Below are 22316 nucleotides of genomic sequence, written 5' to 3' on the forward strand. Positions count from 1 at the left end.
CGCGTGCGCATGGCCTTGCGAGCCGTAGCCGATGATCGTGACCTGCTTGCCTTTGATCAGGGAGAGGTCGGCGTCCTTGTCGTAGAAAACTTTCAACTTGCTTCCTTTCACATGTCGCGCGCGGCGCAACCGTCTCCATCACCGCTCGTGGGACGCTGCGGGGCGGGTCCGCGGTAGTTTGCAGGCCCCGATTGGCTGCGGGAACAGCACGTCGGGATCGTCGTACAACACCGCGCCTGCGTCGCGTCGTGCGGGTCTGTGGGAACGACCACGGCGACGCAAACCTGGTCTTCGCCTGGATTGCAACGCAGATGCGGCATGTGCGCTGAAAAGGTGAAAAACCCGCCCACCACTTCGTTTAACCGGTCGGTCAGTTATCGAGTCTCCAGCAGCCATTTCCTGGCGGCCTGCGGTTATGGCAGTCGCCGGAAACCGAACCCGCTTTCGCGCGCGAGCGGCCGAATCCGTCACCCGCACACACAAAACACCTGACGCACGAACGTTATTCCATTGTCAGGAAGCAGGTTTTGAAGCGGGTTTTTGTCGATCAAGGTGCGGCGCGCCGGCCGCCGGGGGGCGCAACCGCTCGCAGGGCGTGCCGGCACGCCAATCCGCCTGCGTATTCAGTTACACGGGATCGTCACGACCAGGCGCCCGTTGCAGCGCGCGATCAGATCGTCGTGTGCGAGACCCCGGTTCCACCAGCGCGCAAGGGCGTTGCGCGGACGGTGGCCGACCACCAGAATGTCCGAATTCAGCAGCCCCGCATGCGTCGAGATGCTGTCGACCACGTCGCCGCACGCCATATGACCGCGCACGGGCAAACCGCTACCTTCCATATGGTCGAGCGCCTCGCGCAGCGTGATCATCGCCGCGTCCTGAACACATGCGCAGGCGAGGTCGGACAAACACCAGCCAGTCGCCGCAATGGTCGACGTCGTATCGACGACCGCGAGCACATCGGTGTGCGCATCGAGCGCAAGCGCAAGCTCGGCAGCGTGGCGCAGCGCAGTCCTGGCTTCGCGCGTGCCGTCGTAGTAGAGCAGGATTTTCGAGGGTTTGGACATTGGAATCTCGCTGCGAAGGTGAGAGAGCCGGTAGGGCTTCAAACGCTATCTGACCTTTCGTCCCTTGGTCACCTGTCAGAACACCTGGCTGCGCGAGGCTATTCCATGTGAGCTGACCGTGCGGGGGCACCGCCCAACGCAGAGCGGGGCACGCCATTCTTAGGGATGCAGCGCAAAATGTTGCTCGAACGAGGGTTACCGGTCAGGTACTCGAACACTTGTCGCGTCTCGGTCTGCGGTATTCGGCAACGATCGTTCGTCAATGGCGAGATCGCGTTGCCTCGCCGCGCTCGACTCGTATCGCTTCGATATATCCGTTGCGCGCCCGCGATCGTTTTGTAAGCTCAACGTGTATCAACCTCCGGTGTGATTCCGCTTTCGCGTGTTTGTCCCGCGAGACACAGGCCGCTTACTGTGACGCCGCTTTGACGCCGCATCCGGTTGCGCACGCATAAAAAAACACAGCGCCCGTGGGCGCTGTGTCCGGTTCGGCGTCGATACATGACACCTGTCATGGCACTGCCATTCGCTCAGATCTGTCTGCGCATCTCCGCGGGCGGCACTTTCATCAGCCGCCGGTACTTCGCTACCGTGCGCCGCGCAACCAGCACGCCCTGCTCGGCCAGCATCTTCGCGAGCGTGACGTCGGAGAGCGGATCGCGCACGTTTTCCGCGGCAATCATCTCCTTGAGCAGCGCGCGCACGGCCGCAGCCGAACAGGTGCCGCCGCTTTCGGTGCCGAGTTCGCGCGGGAAGAAGTGCTTGAACTCGAAGATGCCGCGCGGCGTCGCCATATACTTGTTGCCCGTTGCGCGGGAAATGGTCGATTCGTGCAGTCCCAGTTCGTCCGCGACGTCACGCAACACAAGCGGCTTCAGCGCAATTTCGCCGTACTGGAAGAACGCCTTCTGATGGGTGACGATGCATTCGGCAACGCGCTGGATCGTATCGAAACGCTGCTGCGCATTGCGAATCAGCCAGCGCGCCTCCTGCAATTGCTGCGCGAGCGGCGAGCGGCTCGCGCCCGCCGACTGCGCAAACAGTTCGGCGTACATCCGGTGAATGCGTGCACGCGGCAACACGGCGGGATTGATCGAGACCACCCACTTGTTACGCACCTGGCGCACCAGCACATCCGGCACGACGTAGTTTTCGTCGCTGCGTCCATAGGAGTTGCCGGGCTTCGGGTCGAGTTTGCGCACCAGCGAGCACGCAATGCGCAACGCCTCCGCATCGCAACCGATCTGCTTTTGCAGTTCCGCATGTTCGCGCCGCGCGAGGCGGTCGAGATGCTGCTCGACGACCTTTCGCGCAATATCGCGCCCCGGTGTATCGATCGGCATCGCATTGAGTTGCAACGAAAGGCATTCGGACAGCGAACGGGCCGCGAGGCCCGGGCGATCCAGCGTTTGCACGAGCCGCAACGCGACGCTCAGTTCATCTTCGGTGAGCGGCGGATCGAACTCGACGACGTCGGTCAGATCCGCGAGGTCCTGACGCAGGTAACCGTCGTCGTCGAGCGCCTCGATCACGACGCGCGCGACTTCACGGTCGCGTTCGTCGAGACGATACAGGCGCAGTGCATCATGCAGCTGTTCGTGCAACGTGGGCTGCACGCGCGCCCATTCGGCGGGATCGCTCGCTTCGCTGTCGCCGTTATAACGCGACGGACCGCGGCTGAATGATTCGCCGGCGTAGTCGCCGCCGCCTGAATCATCCGCAATCGTGCCTTCGCTGCCCGGCTCAGCACTCGAGCCTTCCAGCGCGGGGTCACGTTCGGCGGCCGGCAGCGTGTCGGCGGCGACCGGATTGTCTGACGTGGCCGCGCCGGCGACACCGGTCTCATCGGGTACCGACGGATCGTATTCGAGGAATGGATTCGTATCGAGCGCCGTGCGTAGTTCCTGCTGAAACTCCAGCGACGACAATTGCAGTAGCCGCACGGACTGCTGCAGGCGCGGCGTGAGAGCGAACGACTGCCTCGCTCTTAGTTCAATTGAAGGCGGCATTGTTGGCATAGTCCCTGTTGGTCATCGAAAAAACAGTTGCCACCAATAAGAGCAACTGCCGTACCAGGTTCGCCAATCGCCTGTTTTTAATCGACTTTGCGAATCTGCACGACGCCTGATTTGCCTTTTCGCCGCGCGCTTTTTACAACCGTTCTGAAAATCCGGGCTTCTTCTTTGCTGCGAGGGTACGGCGCGCATGCAGATGCGTGAGCGAGCCGGCGAATGCGGCCAGGAAGCCCAGTCTAACGGTCGCTCCGGGCCGCGTACCGGAAATACCGCACGCTCAGGCATGCCGCTTGCGGGAACGAACGTGCGGACATCGATGCTTGATGCAATACGACCGCTTTCCGACACCTCAAGCAGAAGGAGAATCCATGAAAACCATCCAGTTCCTCAAGACCGCAGGCAGCATTGCATGCGTCGCCTTCGCGTTGAATGCGACCGCGCAGACCGATGCAGCAGCGCCGCCCGCGTCGTCCGAGACCCTGGGGCAGCACTTCGACGACGGCACCGTCACGACTAAAGTTAAAGCGGAGCTGCTTGGCGCGAAGAACGTCAAGTCGACGCACATTCATGTGAAGACCCGCAAGGGCATCGTGTGGCTGACCGGCTCGGTGCCGACGGCGGAAGAAAAGGTTTCGGCGCAGGACGTCGCGCAGAACGTCGAAGGCGTGAAAGGGGTACGCAATCACCTGAAGGTGACGGCGGAATAAATCCGGATCCCGAACCTCGGGCGTTCCAACGTAATACGGAGGGCCGGCGCTGTCATCGCGCCGGCCCTCCGCTTTTGAATGAACCGCGGCCGGCCTCAGGATTTCGTTGCCGCGTACTGATCGCGCAAATCGCGTATGCGGTCGTGATTGAGTATCACGCCTTGGCATTGCCGCTCGACCAGCGCCCGCACATCAGCGGGCAGATCTTTGTCGAGCGCGTCCTGATAGCGCTTTTTCGCGACGTCCTCACCCTTTTCGCAGTCCACGAGGATCGCGTGGTCGCTGCGGTTGCCGACCACGGACTTCAGGTCCACCCAACCGCGATGCAGCGCGCCGGATACCGAGCCGCCGCTTTCGGGTTTTCCGCCCAGTTGCATCACGAGATCCTGCAGTTCGCGCGCCGCATGCGTACAGGTTTCAGCCCGCGAGCGCAGCAATTCCTTTAACTGCGCATCGTGTGCATCGTCCGCCGCTTTGAGAAAACCGCGCTCACCGTCCTTCGATGTTTCGATCAGGTCGTTGATGACCGCAATCACGTTCGTCGTCATGTGCTCCCTCCGTTACGGGTTGCCAGCCGCTGCCTGCTTCACTTCGTTCCGCGATCCTGCGCGAGGCGCTCGACCCGGAACAATCCGCTATGCAGTTCGACGCTCGCGCCGTCGTTCTGCTCGATCGCACGCGCGCATACCGCGTGGATGCGCGCACGTCCGCGCTCGAACGCGCGCCGCAGTTCGTCTTCCTGCGGCGAGTTCGCGCCGAAATGATCTTCCAGTGACTCCGCGGTGATCGCGCAATCGACGGGCTCACTGTCCACGTAGGCAGTAAAGCGCAGCACCAGGTTCGAGCCGTCGAAGCTCGGAGCGTCGTCGGAAAATGTGATGTTCATCGCAGCACCTCCGTTTGTCGCGTGTCGCGCGCTCCGATGCGCATTGTGGCGAAAGCCGCGTTCAGGCCGCTTTCGCCGAAAGTTGCGCGATCAACGTTTTGTTGAATGCGGGGATATCGTCGGGTTTGCGGCTCGAAATCAGATTGCCATCTTCGACGACTTCCTTGTCGATCCACGTGCCGCCCGCATTGCGAATGTCGTCCTGCAGGCTCGGCCAGCTCGTCACCGTGCGTCCCTTGATGATGCCTGCCGATACCGGCAACCATGTGCCGTGACAGATCACCGCGATCGGCTTGTGCGCCTGATTCGCTGCCTTGACGAACGCCTGGGCCTGAGGCAACAGGCGAATCGCGTCGCCGTTCACGACACCGCCCGGCAGCACCACTGCGTCGTAATCGTCGGGCGCGGCTTTGTCGAACGTAATGTCCACGTCAACGGCATCGCCTTTATCGACATGCTTGAATCCCTGAATTTTTCCCGCACGCGAAGAAATCACGTGAACCGTTGCGCCCGCTTCCGCGAGCGCGCGCCGCGGCTCGATGAGTTCGGCCTGCTCAAATCCGTCGACGGCGAGTACTGCAACCTTGCGGCCTTTTAGCGTTTTGGCCATGAATTCCTCCTTCATAAACACAACGTGAAAATCCACAGCCGGATCGAATGCAAGTTGCGACGTTCAGGCTACGATCCGGCTTGCCCTTCACGTTGATCGAGCAAAAGCAATGCCACTCATTGAACGCGTGCAAATTGCGTTCGTCTCCGGCGAGCGAACATGCGGCTGCACGCGGACCCGACGTCGGTGCCGCGTGCTGTCATGGTGTTGCATGAGCACCCGGGTGAGCAACCCAGGTACGCGACGGTTGCGTCCGGCCCGCTTACAGACGCGAACGGACGCAAGTGCCGAACGCTACTCTTCGTACGCCGCCATCACGAGCCACATATCGCGCTCGCCGTCGTGAATCTCGGCGGCAATCGCGTACGGGTCGCGTGGCTGGCAGGTCTGCGTGAGCACGTTGTGCGCGATTTCGCTGTTATCGAACACGCGCCCGTCCGCAAACGGCCGAACTTCGCGCTTGCCTTCGAACATGCACTGATTGCGCCGGTAGATAAGCGGCTGTGTCTTCCACGTCTCGAAGCAATCCCTTACATGCTGGAAATCGCCGCCACAAATATTGGCGTGAAAATGTGTCGTCGACTGCATGATCCCTCTCCACAATGCAATGCGTGCCGCTAGCCTGTGCCGCCGGTTCACGGCTGGCCGGCGTCGGTGGATCGCCGCATGCCCGGATACGTTGCTGACTTGCGTATCCGGCCTTGCCGCGGATCGTCACGCGGTCGCAGTTGTGATGCGCCTGCTGCCATCCAGTTCCCTGTTTCGGATATCAGCGCCTGGTCGCGCTACTGGCTGGCCCCTGAAGCTGCACCTGTCGAAGCCGCACCGCTCGCGCCCATTGGTTCGCTGGTCGCGGCGGGACCGCTCATACCCGTACTGCTGTTGTCCGCCTTCTTGCATGCCGTCGCACCGAAAGCCAGCACGACGACCGATGCTGCAATGCCTACAGTGCGTAGAACGCTATTCATCGCTCGCCCTCCTGTCGTATGGCGGGCACCGTGCCCGCCCGTTTGTCCGTCAACCGGCAAGGCCGGCCGCGCAGATCGCTCACTGACCCTTCGTGTCGCTGCTCGCGTTCGCGCCGGGCATGTTGGTCGTATCGTTGGCCGGCTTCTTCTTGCCCTTCGTCGAATGGTGTTTCATCTGCGAATGACCCATTTCACTTGAGCTGTTCGCGTTCTGGCCCGCCTTCTCCGCGCCCGTGTCGTTACCCGTCGCCATGCCGGCACCGCCGCCGCCTGTCGAGCCGCCGCCCGCACCCTGCGCGAACACCGTACCCGATAGTGCGAGAAGTGCCGTTAGAAGGCACGCTTTCGTGAGTTTCATTCGATCTCTCCCTGGTTCGTTGCGCGGCCCGAAGCCGCGATTCCTGCGTGACCGCACCTGCGGTTCAGCAAGCGATGTGCCCTCGCCCGGTGCGTCCGTTGCAGCGGCTCGCTACGCATGCGTTGCGTGGCCCGCTACACTGTCAAACATGTTGTCCAGTGCCGCATCGTGTGCGTGGTGCGCATCGCGTGTGCGCTGCAAAATGCAGCGGCGGCCGCGCGGAAAATGGCATAAGCAACCGCGCGCAAGCGGCTTGGCGCTGCGCGAGTGCTCCATGAGTGCCGCATGATTGCTGCACGAGCGGCGCCTGCAAATTACAAATGCACGTAAGTCTTTCGCAAAGCAGCAAATCGAGCCCCGCTGTTCTGTCGCGAGAAATACGCCGCGCACGCGTATTCAACGCAGTTTCACCATTCGAGGGATAAGCCATGCGTATCACCACGTCGTTTCTGTTCGATCTCGACGGCACGCTGGTCGACAGCGTTTATCAACACGTGCTCGCGTGGAAAGAAGTGCTCGATAGCGAAGGCATCGAGCTGTCGGTATGGCGGATCCACCGGAAGATCGGCATGAGCGGCGGCCTGTTCAGTCATCAGTTGCTGCGCGAAACGGGCGGCGAGATCAGCGGCGAGCGCGTCGAACGGTTACGGCGCAAGCATGCGGATGCATACCGGCGGCTGCATGCGCAGGTGTGCCCGCTACCCGGCTCGCGTGCGCTGCTCGAAGCGCTCGATGCAAGCGGTACGCAATGGGCGATCGCGACAAGCGGGCGCATGGAGACCGCTGCGGTCAATCTGCAGGCGCTCGGCGTCGACCCGGCGAAGTCCGTCGTCGTCACGCGCGACGATGTCAAATATGCGAAGCCCGACCCCGACCTTTTCATCGCCGCCGCGCACCGGCTCGGAGTGCCCATCGAACAGTCGGTCGTGGTCGGCGACAGCATCTGGGACATGCTCGCCGCACGCCGTTGCCGTGCGCTCGGTGTCGGTCTGCTGTCGGGCGGTTACGGCCAGGAAGAACTCGAACGCGCGGGCGCGCTGCGGGTCTACGAAGATCCCGCCGACCTGTTGCTGCATATCGACGAAATCGCCGCGCGCCCTTAGCGCATGCGTCTGGCGCCGTCCCGGGCGGCGCGCCGTTCGTCGATAAGGAACGGAGGTTGCTCGCGAGCGGGTATCTGAACCCTTCGGAGACCCGCGATGACCCCAGGCGCAAACATCGTTGGCCACGGCCGAGACACGGCCGACGGGCCAGGACCTGCAGTAATGGCCGCATCGACCCTCGACGGCGACCGTGTGATGAGTTCGGACGGTCACGATATCGGCAAGCTTAAGGACATCATGCTCGACGTCCGTTCGGGCCGCATTGCGTATGCGGTGTTGTCGACGGGCGGCTTTCTCGGCATCGGCGACAAGCTGCTGGCGATTCCATGGAGCGCACTCGCGCTCGATACGGATCACAAATGCTTCGTGCTGTCGCTGAGCGCGGATGGCGTGAAGAACGCGCCGGGCTTCGACAAGAATCACTGGCCGTCGATGGCGGACGCGACATGGGCGACATCGATTCACCAGTATTACGGGCGCGAACCGTATTGGGGGAACGGCGCAGGAAATGGCGTCGACACGGACCGCGCTTCGTCGAAATTCGGCGCCGGCGACATTGCACCCGGATCGTCGAGTGCGCCGGAAGCCGGCGGCGTAAAGCTTTGAGCGAGCGAAAAAATGGCGACCACTCAGTCCCGCACATCGCCGCGGAAGGCCCGTGCGCAGCATCCGTCGACGCGCGGCAAGGGCGGCCGCCCGCCTCGCCAGCGGCACGCGCATGCTGCGAAACATGCAGCCAAACATGCCAAAGCCGCGGCGAGCGGCACACCGCGGCGCTGGTCGCACGAGGTGATGGAACACAGCGATGCGATGGACCTCGAAGCCGATATCTTCAAGACCGGCAGCGCGCAGGCCATCGCCGAATCGCTGAAGCGCTCGTCGACGCGCAGCAAGCGCCGAAAAGGCACCCCGTTCCAGTCGGCGATGTCGATGCTGAACTTCTACATCAACCGCGCGGGCCGCAATTTGCCGAAGGCGCGTCGCGATACGTTGCAGCAAGCCAAGCGCAAGCTGCGCGAGGCGTTCGGTCGCGAACCCTGACGCAACGCCGTGCTTCGCGTGACCCGTGGTTCGGCGTCGCAGGTGTGCGAGGTTCCGTTGCGTAGCGTGTGACCCGATGCAGCACCGGACAGATCCGCGGTAAGCATGTTTTGCTAAACGACCGGTCCGCGCCGCAATAGCGCTAGCAGCGAAAACCTGCGAGACTTTCGTTCTGAAGACGCAAACGGGCGGGTCGCCGCCCTCTGGATATGGCTCGTCGCGCCCCCACCTGCGGCGGTATGACTCCCGCCGCTTCCGCCGCCGCTGCGCTCGCCGGGTTCCACCCGGTGATCGCCAGCTGGTTCTCGAAAACTTTTCCGGCGCCCACCGATGCGCAGGCGGCCGCATGGCCGCTGATCCGCAGCGGCCGCTCAACGCTTGTCGCCGCGCCGACCGGTTCCGGTAAAACGCTGACGGCCTTTCTGTCCGCGCTCGACGAACTCGTGCGCGAAGGGCTGGCGCACGACGGCGCGCTGCCCGATGCGACGCTCGTCGTCTATGTGTCCCCGTTGAAAGCGCTGTCGAACGATATCCGCATCAACCTGCAAATCCCGCTCGCCGGCATCGCACAGGAACTCGCGGCGCGCGGGCTGCCGCCGCTCGAGATTCGCACTGCCGTGCGCACCGGCGATACCACGCAACAGGAACGCGCCGCGCTGCGCAAACGCGCGCCCCATATTCTCGTTACCACGCCGGAGTCGCTATATGTGCTGCTCGGTTCCGATTCGGGCCGCGCCATGCTGTCGACCACGCGCACCGTGATCGTCGATGAAATTCACGCGATGGCCAACAGCAAGCGCGGCAGCCATCTCGCGCTCACGCTGGAACGGCTCGACGCGTTGTGCAGGCGGCGCTTGCCACGTATCGGGCTGTCCGCGACGCAAAAGCCGATCGACGCGGTCGCGCGCTTTCTGGTCGGCGGCGCGAGTATCGACGCGCGCTCGCCTGCCGGCAGCGCGGCCGACTGCGAAATCGTCGACGTGGGTCATGTGCGCGCACGCGATCTTGCGCTCGAGATTCCACCGGTGCCACTCGAAGCAGTGATGTCGAACGATGCATGGGAACTCGTCTATAACCGGCTTGCCGAACTGGTCGCGCAGCATCGCACGACGCTCGTGTTCGTCAATACGCGCCGCATGGCCGAGCGTGCCGCGCGGCATCTGACCGAGCGCCTCGGCAAGGACGCAGTCGCCGCCCACCACGGCAGCCTCGCCAAGGAACATCGGTTCGATGCCGAACAGCGTCTGAAGCGCGGCGAATTGCGCGTGCTGATCGCGACCGCTTCGCTCGAACTCGGCATCGATATCGGCGATGTCGATCTCGTGTGCCAGATGGGGTCGCCGCGCGCGATCGCACCGTTTCTGCAGCGGGTCGGACGCTCGGGCCACCATGTCGGCGGAATGCCGAAGGGACGTCTATTCCCGGTGTCGCGCGACGATCTGATCGAATGTGCGGCGCTTCTCGATTGCGTGCGGCGCGGTGAACTCGACGCGCTGCAAATTCCGCGCGCGCCGCTCGACGTGCTTGCGCAGCAGATCGTCGCCGAAGTATGTAGCCAGGAGTGGAGCGAAGACGCGCTCTTTGAGCGGTTCCGTCATGCGGCGCCGTACGCTGAACTCGAGCGCAAACGCTATGACGACGTGCTCAAAATGCTCGCCGAAGGATTCACGACGCGGCACGGGACCCGCGCCGCATATATCCATCGCGATGCGGTGAACGGTACGCTGCGCGGCCGGCGTGGCGGCAGACTGTACGCGGTGACGTCCGGCGGGACGATTCCGGAAAACGCCGATTATGCGGTGTTACTCGAGCCGCAAGGGGTGCAGGTCGGCACGGTCAACGAGGACTTCGCGGTCGAGAGCCTGGCCGGCGATGTGTTTCAGCTGGGCAACGCGTCGTATCGCATTTTGCGCGTCGAGAGCGGACGCGTACGTGTCGAGGATGCGCAAGGCCAGCCGCCGAGCATTCCGTTCTGGCTCGGCGAAGCGCCGGGGCGTAGCGACGAGCTGTCGACGGGTGTCGCGCGGCTGCGCAAGCAGATCGATCAGATGCTCGGCGAAACGTCGGATCGCGACGTTCATGCGCTCGACGCGATGGTTGCGCGTGCAACCGGATCTCGACAGCGCGGTGCGGGCGACACGTCCATTGCGGACATCGCTCATGAAGCATCGGCGCAAACCGCGGTTGCGGAGCGTCCGCGGATCGAGCGGCAGATTGAACGCGCGATCGACTGGCTGTCGGAACAGGTCGGTCTTGCAGAGCCTGCCGCGCGACAGATCGTCGAGTATCTTGCGCGCGCCCGCCAGGCCCTCTCCACGTTGCCGACCCAGGACACCCTCGTGATGGAGCGCTTCTTCGATGAATCGGGCGGCACGCAGCTGGTCATTCACTCGCCGTTCGGCAGCCGCCTGAATCGCGCGTGGGGTCTCGCGCTGAGAAAGCGCTTTTGCCGTACGTTCAATTTCGAATTGCAGGCTGCCGCGACCGAGGACGCCATCATCCTGTCGCTGACCGGTAGCCACAGCTTTGCGCTCGCCGAAGTGTGGCGCTATCTGAATTCGAAGACCGCCGAGCATCTGCTGATTCAGGCGCTGCTCGATGCGCCGCTGTTCAACGTGCGCTGGCGCTGGAATGCCACCACGTCGCTGGCGCTGCCACGCTATACCGGCGGCCGCAAGACCGCGCCGCAATTGCAGCGGATGCGCAGCGAAGACCTGCTCGCGTCGGTGTTTCCCGACCAGGTTGCGTGCGCGGAAAACATCGTTGGCGAACGTGAATTGCCAAGCCATCCACTTGTCGATCAAACCGTTGATGACTGCCTGCACGAAGCGATGGATACCGAAGGCTGGCTGCAACTGTTACGCCGGATCGAGCAGAAGCAGGTGACGCTGGTCGCGCGCGACTTACCCGCGCCGTCCGCGCTCGCCGCGGAAATCCTGACCGCGAAGCCGTACGCGTATCTCGACGACGCGCCGATCGAAGAGCGCCGCACGCAAGCGGTGCTGAATCGCCGCTGGACCGACCCTGCGTCCACCGACGATCTCGGTGCGCTCGATGCGGACGCGATCGCCAGTGTGCGCGAAGAAGCCTGGCCGCAAGTGCGCAGCGCGGATGAGATGCACGAAGCGTTGAACACGCTCGCCTGCGTGACCGATACCGAGGCACGGCAAAACGACGGCTGGCCCGCATGGCTCGCGGCGCTCGCACAGTCGGGCCATGCGACGCGCTTGCAGGTCGCGCAGCACGACGCGCTGTGGGTGCCCATCGAACGGCTCGCCTGCTTGCGGGCCCTTTACCCGGATGCGCCGCTCGAACCGGCGCTGCGCATTCCCCACGCGTACGCGGATGCATGGAATGAAGATGATGCGCTAGTCGAAGTCGTGCGCGCACGGCTGTCCGGTTTCGGCCCCCTTCCGGTGCCGGCGCTCGCCCGCGCGCTCGCGCTTCCTGCTTCGGCGGTTGCGCAGGCGCTGGTTCGTCTTGAAGCAGAAGGTTATGTGATGCGCGGCCGCTTCACCCCGCGCACGACCGGTGAAGAATGGTGCGAACGCCATCTGCTCGCGCGCATTCATCGCTACACGGTACGCAAACTGCGGCGCGAGATCGAACCGGTCGAGCGGCATGATTTCATGCGTTTCCTGTTTGTCTGGCAGCGGGTGACGCCGGACACGCGGGGCACTGGCCGCGATGCACTCGCCGCGGTGCTCGATCAGATGGAAGGCTTCGAAGCGGCTGCAGCGGCGTGGGAAGAAGACATCCTGCCGGCGCGGCTCGACGATTATTCGCCGATGTCGCTCGATGAACTGTGCCGGGCCGGGAAGATTGTCTGGACGCGTTTGACCGAGCGCTCGCGCGCATCAAGTGCGCCGGTGCGCAGTACGCCGGTCGTGTTGCTGCCGCGGCGCCATCTCGGTGCATGGGGCGCGTTGTTCGATCCGCAAAAGCAGCCTGAGCTGTCGGCGCGCGCGCAGCTCGTGCACGACGCGCTGACGAACCATGGTGCGATGTTCTTCGACGAACTGGTCTCCGACGTGCGCCTGCTGCCCGTGGAGCTCGAAAGCGCGCTTGGCGAACTGGTCGGCGCGGGGCTCGTGCATTCGGACAGTTTTGCGGGCTTGCGTGCACTGCTCAAGCCGGCGGCGAGGCGCAACGCGTTTCATCATGGTCGACGCCGTGCCGCGATGCCGTTGATCGGCGGAATGGACGATGCCGGCCGTTGGGCGCTCGTGCAGCGGCGCAAAGCGGCGGCTTCGCCAACAACACCGGACGCTGCCGCCACGCGAGCGGGAGCGGCACATGCGGCTCCCGCTTCGGCTCCAGCTGCGGCTTCCGCCTCCACATCCACTACGCGCCGTGCATCGTTCGCGCCGGAGGTGATCGAGCACATTGCATTGACGCTGCTGCGGCGCTATGGCGTCGTGTTCTGGCGACTGCTCGAACGCGAGGCCGAATGGCTGCCGCCATGGCGCGACCTGCTGCGGGTTTATCAACGGCTCGAAGCGCGCGGCCACGTACGCGGTGGCCGCTTCGTCAACGGGCTGGCGGGCGAGCAGTTCGCGCTGCCTGAAGCGATTCCGGTGCTGCGCGAAACTCGCCGGCGCGCACAAGACACCCACGGCAACGAGTTCGTGTGCATCGCCGCCACTGACCCGCTGAATCTCATCGGCACGCTACTGCCCGGCGACAAGGTACCGGCCGTCACCGGCAACCGCGTGCTGTTTCGCGACGGCGTGCCGGTCGCTACACTCGTCGCCGGCGAGTTCCACTACGTCGACGAACAGGCAAGCGGCACGGTGCGCGAACAGATGCGCGCGTGCCTTGCGCGACGGCGATAAGCGGCCTGGCAAGCGGGACACGAAGTAGCAGTGCGCCGCATTTTCAATACCCATAACGCATATTTATTGCGGCGCGTGCTTTGCTTCTTCTTGAACGACGCACGCAAGCGCGCTTTTACGCGGCAACAGCGCGGCGATCTGGTAGCTCGCGCCTACCGGTCAAGCCTCGTAACAACGCTAATTCGTTGTGTTGTCACGAATCAATCACACCGGCGACTTACCGATTGCTATTAAGAATGTTCTGCGCTAAACCGTTAACCTGTTCGGAGCCCGAAATCCGGGATGCTCTTCGATACAATGGGGACCACCTTCCGTAAGCCGACGGTCTGCCATCCGCCCGCCTCGGTCCGCTTTTTGCAAGTTACGCTGGTCCGGCGCGAGGATAGATGGCAATTTTGCCCGGATACCCTCATTCATGAACGACGACCAATACGATCAACTGCATCATGCGCTTTACGCACAGTTCGGGACACATAGCCCGTGCTGGCGTCTGTCGAATGACAGCAATGCGCTCGAGTTGTCGCCCGTCACCGGCAGCGGACCGGCAACCGCCGCCGTCGCGCTCAACGCGCAGCAAGCGGCGCAAATCCGGCGCCTCACCGGGGTGACCGCCCACCTGACGCTCGATGTGCGCCTGCTTGGCGAACCGTTGCGTCTGCATCTGGTTGGCAAGAAGCTCAATAGCAGCACATGGGCCGGCACCGCATCCGAGTACGACGACACGGAGTCGGTCGCGCGCGATCTCGTGCATGGCTTGTCGTTTGCCGAGCAGGTCGTGTCGGAAGTGAACTCGGTGGTCGTGATCGTTGATCGAAACGGCCGGATACAGCGCTTTAACCGCCTCGCCGAAGAGCTGACCGGGATGAAGGAAGAAGACGTGATCGGGCGCAGCGTGTGGGCGCTATTCATGTCGTCGGAAGCCGGCGCGGCGTCGAGCCAGAATATCTCCGGCTTTTTCAATCGCGGCGTGTCGTACGAAGTCGAACGCCTCGTGCGCACCGTGCACGGCGAGCGGCTCTTCCTGTTTCGCAACAAGTTCGTGCAAAGCGGCAGCGGCATCGACGAACAGTTCCTGATCTGCTCGGGCACCGACATCACCGAGGAGCGGCGCGCGCAGGAACGTCTGTCCGAACTCGCGAATACCGATTCGCTGACGGGCCTGCCGAATCGCAACTCGATTCAGGACAAGATTCGCACCGCGATCGCGAGTGCGCCCGCCGCGACTTCGGTCGGCATCCTGTTTCTCGATCTCGACAACTTCAAGAAGGTCAACGACCACTACGGGCACGTGTTCGGTGATCGCCTGATCCAGGATGTATCGGCCACCGTGCGCGACTGTCTGGACGAAGGCGACACGCTAGCGCGACTCGGCGGCGATGAATTTATCGTGCTGTCGACGCCGGCTACGGCGGCCTCGCTCGAAGCCACCGCGCAGCGCATTCTCGAGCGGCTGCGCACGCCGTTCAGCCTCGGGCTCGTCGAGCTCTACACCGGCTGTTCGATCGGTATTGCGCTGTTTCCCGAGCATGGCGACAGCCTCGAATCGCTGATTCGCGCGGCGGATACCGCGATGTATGTCGCGAAAGACGGTGGCAAGCGCACCTACCGTGTGTTTTCGCCGGAGATGAATCGCAAGGTCGCCGAGTACATGTGGCTCGACACCAACTTGCGGCGCGGCCTCGACGAGGGCCAGCTGACGCTGCACTATCAGCCGAAGCTGTCGCTCGCGACCGGCGCGGTGTACGGCGTCGAGGCGCTGGTGCGCTGGAATTCGCCGGAACGCGGACAGATCATGCCAGGCGAGTTCATTCGCTACGCGGAGGAATCCGGGCTGATCGGACCGCTTGGCCGCTGGGTAATGCAGACCGCCGCCGCACAGGCCGCGCAATGGAAGGCGCGCGGCTTGCCGTTACGCGTCGCGATCAACGTATCGGCGCGGCAGCTTGTCGACACGGCCGTCGTACGGCACTTCAGCGAAGCGTTGCAGTGTGCGAATCTCGACCCGTGCCTGATCGACCTCGAGCTGACCGAGAGCTGCCTGATCGAAGACGAAGCCGCCGCAATCGACCTGATCACGCAATTCCGCGAGCTGGGTGCGCAGGTGCATCTGGACGATTTCGGCACCGGCTACTCGTCGCTGTCGCAACTCGGCCGCATTCCGCTCGACATGATCAAGCTCGACCGCAGCTTCGTGCGCTCGATCAATTCCGACAAGAAGGCGCAGGCGCTGGTCCGCTCGATGGTCGCGGTCGCGCAGGCGTTGCAGTTGCAGGTGGTGGCGGAGGGAATCGAGACCGAAGCGGAAGAGCTCTTCATGAAGGGCCTTGGCGTCGAATTTGTGCAGGGCTACCTGTATAGCCAGCCGATGCCGGCCGCTGAATTCGAACAATGGCTGGCCGACCGGCAGAAGGTCCGGCTGATCGCCTGAACGGCGCCTGTTACGCGACCCGCCAGACCCTCTGCTTGCCCGTGCGCCGTACCGGGCTATTTCCGTCAAGCGCTGGCTGGATACCCGGTTGCGCCTGATTGAGCCGAGTGGCGACTGGTTGCGCCGGGCTATCTGGGAACGACGCGCAAATTACGCTACACGCGCAACGTCGTGCACGAGCGCATCGCGCGTCGCGTTATGCGACGCTTGCGTTGTGATGACGCAAGTTCGACGTACGCCGGTTTTGCAGCATCACAAGCCGCTCCATGAACGCGAGGTCCTTCTCTTCGATCGTGAAGGCCGCTTCAACCCAGTCCTCGGTGATTTCCATCAGTTCCGCGCGCGATAACTGCAATACCCGCTGACGGGCGCGCACCATCGCGCGGATACCGTTCAGCTTAGGCCGCAGCGTATCGACGAACGTGCGCGTCGCGATGTACGCGTCGCCGGGCTCGAACAACTGGTCGACCAGCCCCCTCGACGCGTGCCATTCGCCGGTGTGCGATTCGCCGCCGCCGATCAGTTCTTCTGCGAGACGCATACCCGCACGCCGCGCAACCAGCGAATAACCGCCCATCCCCGGAAACAGATTGAAAGCGATTTCGGGGAAGCCCATCCGCGCGTCGTTCTGTGCGAGCACGAAATGATGAGCGAGCGCCGCCTCGAACCCCCCCCCGAGTGCGGTGCCCTCGATCATCGCGATCGAAATCGCACCTGTGTCGAAACCGCGCGCTGCCGCATGCACGCAATCGACACAAGCGCGCGCGTAAGCCATCAAGGCCTGACGCTTTCCGGCGCGGATCGCTTCAGCGAAGAAACTGAGATCCCCGCCGACGTTGAACATAGTCGGAATGACCGAGCCGGTCACCCAGAAGTCGATCGGCAACCCCGACTCTCGAGCCGCGTGCGCGAGACTGAGTATGTCGTGCACGAGTTCGAGGTTGAAGCACGGACGCGGTTGCGCACGCAACATCATCCACATGATGTTGCGTTCTTCTTCGTAAAAAGCCGAGATTTGCGACAGATTGCCCGCTTCGACAAACGGACGGCATGCGTGATGGCTATTTAGATTCATTTCGAGTGGTCCTTTAGGTTATAAAACGTCGGTAGAGCGATATGAGCCTAAAACAGACCACAAGCCCGTGAGAGCGGCTGGCCAACACTTCTGCACAGTTCACGGAGTGTGCGCACCAGTCCGGCCAGCGCGGCTTTGCGGTAACTCGTACCGACGCTTCGTGGCGCAAACGATTGCGATGCAATAAATGCCAGGCATACCCGATCAACCCAGTCGGAATGGCGGATGGGCATAGCGCCATTAGAACCTTTACTTTAAAATTTCAGTGGAAATTCCATTCCGGATCTGGAATGCGGTCCGAGCTTATTCCGATCGCATTTTTATTTGAATTATCTGAAGGTCGGGAATCGCGGCAAGCGGTTGCCGGTTGGATTTCGGAAGGGATTGTCGAGCAGATGTCGGCCGTGTCGGCTACGTCACGAATGGAGTGCCGGAAGTGCGCCGCATCCGCGCGAGGCGCTGCGCGAATACGGTGCACAGTGGTCAGGATGATAGAACGTCAGGGTGCCGCGGCGATCACCTCGGCCACGCAAGCAGTCAGCTTCTTGCCATACGGCACATGCAGGAATTCGTTCGGTCCGTGTGCGTTGGACTTCGGCCCGAGCACGCCGCACACCATAAACTGCGATTGCGGAAAGCCCGCCTTCAGCACGTTCATCAGCGGAATCGTGCCGCCCTGGCCGATATACGCGCAGTCAGCGCCGAAATGCCGACGCGACGCGTCGTCTAACGCGGCGCCTAGCCACGTTGCGACATCCGGCGCGTTCCAGCCGCTTGCGGCTGCGCTATCCGGCTTGAACGTGACTTTCGCGTTGTACGGCGGATCGAGTTCGAGCAGCGTTTTCAGTTCATCAACCGCGTGCGCGGCATCGACGAGCGGCGGCAGCCGCAGCGACAGCTTGAACGCGGTGCGTGGACGCAGCACGTTGCCGGCGTCGGCGAGCGACGGCAGACCCTCCGCGCCGATCACCGACAATGACGGGCGCCATGTCGAATTGAGCAGCGCTTCTTTCGCGTCGGTGGTGGTAGGCAACACCTGCCGACCGTCCTGGCCGCACGACCAGGGCATCGTCTTCCATACGTCGTCGCCGAGAATCTTTGCGGTCGCTTCCGCTTCGCGCAGGCGTTCATGCGGAATCGGGCAGTGAAAGCCCTTCGGCAACAGATTGCCGGTCGACGCGTCCTCGAGCCGCTCAAACAACTGCCGCATGATGCGGAAGCTCGACGGCGCGATGCCACCGTAGCCGCCCGAATGAATGCCCTCGTCCAGCACCTGCACTTCCAGGCTGCCGGCCACGACACCTCGCAGCGACGTGGTCAGCCATAGCTGATCGTAGTTGCCCGCGCCCGAATCGAGGCACACAACGAGCCCGACCTTGCCCAGCCGGTCACGCAGCGCATCGACGTAAGGCAGCAGATCGTAGCTGCCCGACTCCTCGCCGGTTTCGATCAGCCCGACGCAGCGCGGCCGTTCGACGCCTTGCGCATCGAGCGCCGCGAGCGCGGTGATGCTCGCGTAGATCGCGTAGCCGTCGTCCGCGCCGCCGCGGCCGTACAGCTTGCCGTCCTCGAACTTCGGCGTCCACGGCCCGAGGTCGTTGCGCCAGCCGGCGAATTCCGGCTGCTTGTCGAGATGGCCGTACAGCACGATGGTCTCGGCGCTGCCCGAACGCGTGGCGGCGGACTCGAAGAAGATCACCGGCGTGCGGCCGGGCAAACGCACGATCTCGAGCTTGAGTCCGCGCACCGGTTGCGTTTCGGCCCACTTCGCCGCCTCGATGACCACACGCTCGATATAACCATGCTGTTGCCAGTCAACGTCGAACGCCGGGCTCTTGGCCGGCACGGCGATATAGTCGGTCAGCGCCGGCACGATCTCGTCATTCCATTTGCGGTCGACGAACTCTTTCAGCGTGTTGGGATCCAGTTTCGATTGGGCGGTCACGTCGGAAGTCATTGCAGGGATTCCGGTCAAGGGAAAAAAACACATGATAGTCCCGATACCCGACTCGACACATCACGTAACACATTCGCGCCCCGCGGACCGCGCGCTGCGCTGCGCGCGAGCCGCATTCGCGCGACAATGGGCTATCTGGTAAGCATCGCCCCACATCGCACCATTGGGCAGTTCCGATGATCAACCTCGTTGTACAAGTCGCCGCCGCAGTGATCGCGCTGGCAATCTATTTCCTGCCTTCGATCATCGCCGATCGGCGAAAACGTTACGATCTGCTGACGATTGCGCTGTTTAATGCTGTCGTCGGATGGACTGTGTTCGGCTGGCTGCTTGCGCTGTATTGGGCGTTGCAGCCGAATCCACCGAAAAACGTCGCAAGTGAAATCGCGCGATCGCGCAAGCGGGTGAGCATGAGCACCTTTTCGGCGAAGCTCGCCGAGCGGGTCCGCTTGCGCACGTCGCGCAACAGCGCGCGCGAGCGCCCGTCGAAGTAACGGCCGCGCACTTGCGCGCGGCGCTCTTTGCATCCTAAGCTGCCGCGTCACGTCATAAAGGGCTGCGCGATGCAGATCGCTCCGTTTCAGATCGATATTCCCGGCGCGCAGATCGATGCGCTGAACGCGCGTCTGCAGGCTACACGGTGGCCCGATCAATACGATGGCATGCCGTGGGCAATCGGCACGGATCGCGCTTATCTGCAAGCGCTCGTTCAATATTGGATGAGCGCTTATGACTGGCGCGCGGCGCAGCGCGCGCTCAATTTACAGCCGCAATTCGTGGCAACTGTGGGCGGCCTGCGCATTCATTTTCTGCACCGGCACGGTGTCGTGCCGGTAGGCGGCCCCAAACCGTACCCGCTGGTGATCACGCACGGCTGGCCGGGCTCGTTCATCGAATTCGGCGCATTGCTGCGGCATTTGTGCGACCCGGCTTCGGTCGGCGCGGACCCTGCCGATGCGTTCGACGTCGTCGTGCCGTCGATGCCCGGCTTCGGCTTCTCGCAGCGACCCGCGGCGCCCGGCACGTCGATTCACTCAATCGCGAGCCTATGGGCCGAGTTGATGAGCGGTCTCGGTTACGAGCACTTCGGTGCGCAAGGCGGCGACCTCGGCGCCGCGGTGTCGATCGCGCTTGCATCGCGTCACGCGGCACGCGTCGATGGCATTCACCTGAACTACCTGCCCGGTTCATTTGCGCCACCGCAAACGCCAGACGATGCACCTGTCACGCAAGCCGAGCGCGAATTCATCGCGGCCAAAGCGGCATGGGCCGATAGCGAAGGCGCCTATGCACACCAGCACAGCACGAAGCCGCAAACCCTTGCATTCGCGCTGAACGATTCGCCGGTCGGCCTCGCCGCGTGGATAGTCGAGAAATTCCGCGCGTGGAGCGATTGCGGCGGCGACGTCGAGAGCGTGTTCAGCCGCGACGATTTGCTGACCAACCTGTCGCTCTATTGGCATACGCAAACGATCGGCTCATCGATGCGCCTGTACTGGGAGGCGCGCATGCGTCCGCTGCGCTTCGCCACCGGCGAGCGTGTGCAGCCGCCGGTCGGATTCGCGCGTTTTCCGAAAGAAATCAGCCAGCCGCCGCGCTCATGGCTGGAACGTGTGTTCAATGTGCTGCAATGGACTGATATGCCGCGCGGCGGTCATTTCGCGGCGATGGAACAGCCTGCGCTGCTGGCCGAGGACATCCGGCGGTTCTTCAGACCGCTGCGCGGCTAACGGACGTTGCAATCGCGCTGCGGGACACAACAGCCGTTGTCGTGGAATAATCGGCGGGTTCGCGCAACTGGCGCTACGAGATGGACCACCATCGGGGAACGCGAACCGCGCTTCGACGCGCCACCTGGCGTCGCCCGGAGCCGCGAACCGCCGCGCGCCTGGGCATTGCCACGATCTTGTCATGGAGACTCGCAATGCCTGAACACACTTCTCTGCTGGCCTTCGGCCTCGTCGCACTGGGCATGGCGCTGACGCCGGGCCCGAACATGATTTACCTGGTCTCACGTTCGATTTGCCAGGGGCGTACCGCCGGGTTGATCTCGCTCGGCGGCGTCGCGCTCGGCTTCGTCGTCTATATGTTGTGCGCGGCACTCGGTATCACCGCACTGCTGCTCGCGGTGCCGTTAGCGTATGACGCTTTGCGCTTTGGCGGTGCGCTTTATCTGCTGTGGCTAGCGTGGCAGGCGGTGAAGCCTGGCGGGCGTTCGCCGTTCCAGGTGCGCGATCTGCCCGTCGACCGTCCGCGCAAGCTGTTCATGATGGGTTTCGTGACGAATCTGTTGAATCCGAAAATAGCGGTGCTTTATCTTTCGCTGCTGCCGCAGTTTATCGATCCGCGGCACGGTAGTGTGCTGGGCCAATCGCTCGCACTCGGGTTTGTACAGATTGCGTTGAGTATCAGCGTAAACGCGGTAGTCGCGCTGACTGCCGGTTCCATCGCCGGATTTCTCGCGCGCCGGCCCAAATGGCTGGCTATTCAGCGCTGGATGATGGGAACGGTGTTAACGGGCCTGGCCGTTAGGATGGCGATGGAAGCGCGCCGCTAGCGTAGTGCTTATCAGCGCGCGGCTCGCGCGCGCCGCGGGCTTCAGGTAAGCGCGACCCGGATGAACTTGTGCAGTTGCACCGAACCCGCGGGAATCGAGCGCGGCTCACAGCGCACGTTGTCGAGATCGAAGATATCCTGGCGCAATTCGCCATGCTCATCAAACCATTGGCAGACCAGCCGTTCATCGACAGAGCCGCCAATGGGCCCTGCATAAGTGACCGTCATACGCGGGCCGCCGACCTTGAGCGTGACGACGTCGCCAACGTTGAATTGACCGGTTTGCGATGTATCGAATGGTTTGAGAGAAGCAGTCAGCATGGTTGTCCCCGTTATAAGAATCGACCCGTCTGATCAAACACTGCCGTAAACGCGCTCCGTTCGAATCAATTTAAAGGGTGCCGCAAGATTAACAATCTCATTTTCCGCGAGCAAGTCTTTTTTAAAAGAAACCGTTTTCATCAGGATTTAAACGGTTTTATAAAATATTTTAGAACGGTCGTTCAGTATGTGAGACTCAGAATGCCTGTCAGGCTCAGCCGCTTATGCTGTAAGGATTCGACCGCTCCAGTCGTAGGATTTACGCGGCCGGTAGCGATGGCTGTAATGTGTGCCGCTCGCCGCGTGTCATACGAACGCAATAAACGCGGTTCTCGTGTTGCGCGTCGGCATAACCGCGGAAAATCCGCTCACCGATAAACCGGTCAATC

The 22316-nt window shown here is 62.8% G+C and carries 21 protein-coding genes and 1 riboswitch; of the genes, 9 read left to right on the plus strand and 12 right to left on the minus strand.

The genetic code is table 11. The annotated features are described in order from the left end of the window. From BX592_RS35330 to BX592_RS32410, 3 genes are all read right to left on the minus strand, one after another. On the minus strand, nucleotides 1-96 hold a 96-nt coding region (locus BX592_RS35330), incomplete at its 3' end, for a hypothetical protein (RefSeq protein ID WP_134197321.1). A gap of 527 nt (nucleotides 97-623) precedes the next feature. Continuing rightward, complete coding sequence (locus BX592_RS32405) at nucleotides 624-1067, minus strand: universal stress protein (protein ID WP_134197372.1); 444 nt, start codon at nucleotides 1065-1067, stop codon at nucleotides 624-626. 530 nt (nucleotides 1068-1597) lie between these two features. Continuing rightward, nucleotides 1598-3076 carry an RNA polymerase factor sigma-54 gene (locus BX592_RS32410; protein ID WP_134197374.1) on the minus strand — a complete coding sequence of 493 codons (1479 nt, stop codon included), beginning with the start codon at nucleotides 3074-3076 and terminating at the stop codon, nucleotides 1598-1600. 374 nt (nucleotides 3077-3450) lie between these two features. Between BX592_RS32410 and BX592_RS32415 the strand changes: the two genes are divergently transcribed. Next, nucleotides 3451-3789, plus strand: a complete 339-nt coding sequence (locus BX592_RS32415) for a BON domain-containing protein (RefSeq protein WP_134197422.1) — start codon at nucleotides 3451-3453, stop codon at nucleotides 3787-3789. Between the two features lie 95 nt (nucleotides 3790-3884). Here the strand turns inward: BX592_RS32415 and BX592_RS32420 are convergent, their stop codons facing one another. The 6 genes from BX592_RS32420 to BX592_RS32445 all read right to left on the minus strand — a co-directional run bounded on the left by BX592_RS32420 (nucleotide 3885) and on the right by BX592_RS32445 (nucleotide 6611). After that, nucleotides 3885-4337, minus strand: a complete 453-nt coding sequence (locus BX592_RS32420) for a PA2169 family four-helix-bundle protein (protein ID WP_134197376.1) — start codon at nucleotides 4335-4337, stop codon at nucleotides 3885-3887. 38 nt (nucleotides 4338-4375) lie between these two features. After that, complete coding sequence (locus tag BX592_RS32425; protein WP_134197378.1) at nucleotides 4376-4675, minus strand: DUF1488 family protein; 300 nt, start codon at nucleotides 4673-4675, stop codon at nucleotides 4376-4378. Nucleotides 4676-4736: 61 nt separating this feature from the next. Next, a complete protein-coding gene (locus BX592_RS32430; RefSeq protein ID WP_134197379.1) occupies nucleotides 4737-5285 on the minus strand; it encodes a type 1 glutamine amidotransferase domain-containing protein in 549 nt (182 codons plus the stop codon). Nucleotides 5286-5579: 294 nt separating this feature from the next. Next, nucleotides 5580-5873: a hypothetical protein gene (locus BX592_RS32435; RefSeq protein WP_134197381.1), complete on the minus strand. Its 294-nt coding sequence runs from the start codon at nucleotides 5871-5873 to the stop codon at nucleotides 5580-5582. Between the two features lie 197 nt (nucleotides 5874-6070). Continuing rightward, entirely contained in the window at nucleotides 6071-6253 is a 183-nt protein-coding gene (locus tag BX592_RS32440; RefSeq protein ID WP_134197383.1) for a hypothetical protein, read from the minus strand. A 79-nt stretch (nucleotides 6254-6332) separates the two neighbouring features. Further along, nucleotides 6333-6611, minus strand: coding sequence for a hypothetical protein (locus BX592_RS32445; RefSeq protein ID WP_134197385.1), 279 nt, complete (start codon nucleotides 6609-6611; stop codon nucleotides 6333-6335). A gap of 428 nt (nucleotides 6612-7039) precedes the next feature. On the opposite strand from BX592_RS32445, the gene BX592_RS32450 reads away from it, so the two are divergent. The 5 genes from BX592_RS32450 to pdeR all read left to right on the plus strand — a co-directional run bounded on the left by BX592_RS32450 (nucleotide 7040) and on the right by pdeR (nucleotide 16018). After that, the gene (locus BX592_RS32450; RefSeq protein ID WP_134197387.1) at nucleotides 7040-7714 is read left to right on the plus strand and encodes an HAD family hydrolase; all 675 of its coding nucleotides are present in this window, start codon (nucleotides 7040-7042) and stop codon (nucleotides 7712-7714) included. 96 nt (nucleotides 7715-7810) lie between these two features. Continuing rightward, on the plus strand, nucleotides 7811-8320 hold the full coding sequence (locus tag BX592_RS32455; RefSeq protein ID WP_243849822.1) for a PRC-barrel domain-containing protein: 510 nt from the start codon (nucleotides 7811-7813) through the stop codon (nucleotides 8318-8320). Nucleotides 8321-8332: 12 nt separating this feature from the next. After that, nucleotides 8333-8755, plus strand: coding sequence for a DUF3175 domain-containing protein (locus BX592_RS32460; RefSeq protein WP_134197391.1), 423 nt, complete (start codon nucleotides 8333-8335; stop codon nucleotides 8753-8755). 239 nt (nucleotides 8756-8994) lie between these two features. Next, entirely contained in the window at nucleotides 8995-13590 is a 4596-nt protein-coding gene (locus BX592_RS32465) for a DEAD/DEAH box helicase (RefSeq protein WP_243849823.1), read from the plus strand. A gap of 415 nt (nucleotides 13591-14005) precedes the next feature. Then, nucleotides 14006-16018 (plus strand): cyclic di-GMP phosphodiesterase, encoded by a 2013-nt coding sequence (gene pdeR, locus BX592_RS32470; RefSeq protein WP_134197395.1) that lies wholly within the window; start codon nucleotides 14006-14008, stop codon nucleotides 16016-16018. A gap of 196 nt (nucleotides 16019-16214) precedes the next feature. On the opposite strand, the gene BX592_RS32475 is transcribed toward pdeR, so the two are convergent. Together BX592_RS32475 and BX592_RS32480 are read right to left on the minus strand one after the other, a co-directional pair. Beyond that, a complete protein-coding gene (locus tag BX592_RS32475) occupies nucleotides 16215-17093 on the minus strand; it encodes a crotonase/enoyl-CoA hydratase family protein (RefSeq protein ID WP_134197397.1) in 879 nt (292 codons plus the stop codon). A gap of 499 nt (nucleotides 17094-17592) precedes the next feature. After that, nucleotides 17593-19050 (minus strand): M20 family metallopeptidase, encoded by a 1458-nt coding sequence (locus tag BX592_RS32480; RefSeq protein WP_134197398.1) that lies wholly within the window; start codon nucleotides 19048-19050, stop codon nucleotides 17593-17595. A gap of 176 nt (nucleotides 19051-19226) precedes the next feature. On the opposite strand from BX592_RS32480, the gene BX592_RS32485 reads away from it, so the two are divergent. From BX592_RS32485 to BX592_RS32495, 3 genes are all read left to right on the plus strand, one after another. After that, entirely contained in the window at nucleotides 19227-19544 is a 318-nt protein-coding gene (locus tag BX592_RS32485; protein ID WP_134197399.1) for a superinfection immunity protein, read from the plus strand. Nucleotides 19545-19613: 69 nt separating this feature from the next. Beyond that, the gene (locus BX592_RS32490) at nucleotides 19614-20780 is read left to right on the plus strand and encodes an epoxide hydrolase family protein (protein ID WP_134197401.1); all 1167 of its coding nucleotides are present in this window, start codon (nucleotides 19614-19616) and stop codon (nucleotides 20778-20780) included. Between the two features lie 53 nt (nucleotides 20781-20833). Next, nucleotides 20834-20951: riboswitch (ZMP/ZTP riboswitch) on the plus strand. Nucleotides 20952-20974: 23 nt separating this feature from the next. Further along, entirely contained in the window at nucleotides 20975-21607 is a 633-nt protein-coding gene (locus BX592_RS32495) for a LysE family translocator (protein ID WP_134197402.1), read from the plus strand. A gap of 41 nt (nucleotides 21608-21648) precedes the next feature. Here the strand turns inward: BX592_RS32495 and BX592_RS32500 are convergent, their stop codons facing one another. Further along, the gene (locus BX592_RS32500; RefSeq protein WP_134197404.1) at nucleotides 21649-21927 is read right to left on the minus strand and encodes a YodC family protein; all 279 of its coding nucleotides are present in this window, start codon (nucleotides 21925-21927) and stop codon (nucleotides 21649-21651) included. Between the last annotated feature and the right edge of the window lie 389 nt (nucleotides 21928-22316).

Source organism: Paraburkholderia rhizosphaerae (assembly GCF_004366595.1).
GTDB classification, from domain to species: domain Bacteria; phylum Pseudomonadota; class Gammaproteobacteria; order Burkholderiales; family Burkholderiaceae; genus Paraburkholderia; species Paraburkholderia rhizosphaerae.

Coding starts and splice junctions, on each gene's coding strand:
- BX592_RS32455 (WP_243849822.1), top strand. CDS start 7,811: ATGACCCCAGGCGCAAACATCGTTGGCCACGGCCGAGACACGGCCGAC.
- BX592_RS32485 (WP_134197399.1), top strand. CDS start 19,227: ATGATCAACCTCGTTGTACAAGTCGCCGCCGCAGTGATCGCGCTGGCA.
- pdeR (WP_134197395.1), top strand. CDS start 14,006: ATGAACGACGACCAATACGATCAACTGCATCATGCGCTTTACGCACAG.
- BX592_RS32480 (WP_134197398.1), bottom strand. CDS start 19,050: ATGACTTCCGACGTGACCGCCCAATCGAAACTGGATCCCAACACGCTG.
- BX592_RS32430 (WP_134197379.1), bottom strand. CDS start 5,285: ATGGCCAAAACGCTAAAAGGCCGCAAGGTTGCAGTACTCGCCGTCGAC.
- BX592_RS32490 (WP_134197401.1), top strand. CDS start 19,614: ATGCAGATCGCTCCGTTTCAGATCGATATTCCCGGCGCGCAGATCGAT.
- BX592_RS32495 (WP_134197402.1), top strand. CDS start 20,975: ATGCCTGAACACACTTCTCTGCTGGCCTTCGGCCTCGTCGCACTGGGC.
- BX592_RS32465 (WP_243849823.1), top strand. CDS start 8,995: ATGACTCCCGCCGCTTCCGCCGCCGCTGCGCTCGCCGGGTTCCACCCG.
- BX592_RS32450 (WP_134197387.1), top strand. CDS start 7,040: ATGCGTATCACCACGTCGTTTCTGTTCGATCTCGACGGCACGCTGGTC.
- BX592_RS32420 (WP_134197376.1), bottom strand. CDS start 4,337: ATGACGACGAACGTGATTGCGGTCATCAACGACCTGATCGAAACATCG.
- BX592_RS32405 (WP_134197372.1), bottom strand. CDS start 1,067: ATGTCCAAACCCTCGAAAATCCTGCTCTACTACGACGGCACGCGCGAA.
- BX592_RS32475 (WP_134197397.1), bottom strand. CDS start 17,093: ATGAATCTAAATAGCCATCACGCATGCCGTCCGTTTGTCGAAGCGGGC.
- BX592_RS32440 (WP_134197383.1), bottom strand. CDS start 6,253: ATGAATAGCGTTCTACGCACTGTAGGCATTGCAGCATCGGTCGTCGTG.
- BX592_RS32460 (WP_134197391.1), top strand. CDS start 8,333: ATGGCGACCACTCAGTCCCGCACATCGCCGCGGAAGGCCCGTGCGCAG.
- BX592_RS32445 (WP_134197385.1), bottom strand. CDS start 6,611: ATGAAACTCACGAAAGCGTGCCTTCTAACGGCACTTCTCGCACTATCG.
- BX592_RS32435 (WP_134197381.1), bottom strand. CDS start 5,873: ATGCAGTCGACGACACATTTTCACGCCAATATTTGTGGCGGCGATTTC.
- BX592_RS32500 (WP_134197404.1), bottom strand. CDS start 21,927: ATGCTGACTGCTTCTCTCAAACCATTCGATACATCGCAAACCGGTCAA.
- BX592_RS32425 (WP_134197378.1), bottom strand. CDS start 4,675: ATGAACATCACATTTTCCGACGACGCTCCGAGCTTCGACGGCTCGAAC.
- BX592_RS32415 (WP_134197422.1), top strand. CDS start 3,451: ATGAAAACCATCCAGTTCCTCAAGACCGCAGGCAGCATTGCATGCGTC.
- BX592_RS32410 (WP_134197374.1), bottom strand. CDS start 3,076: ATGCCGCCTTCAATTGAACTAAGAGCGAGGCAGTCGTTCGCTCTCACG.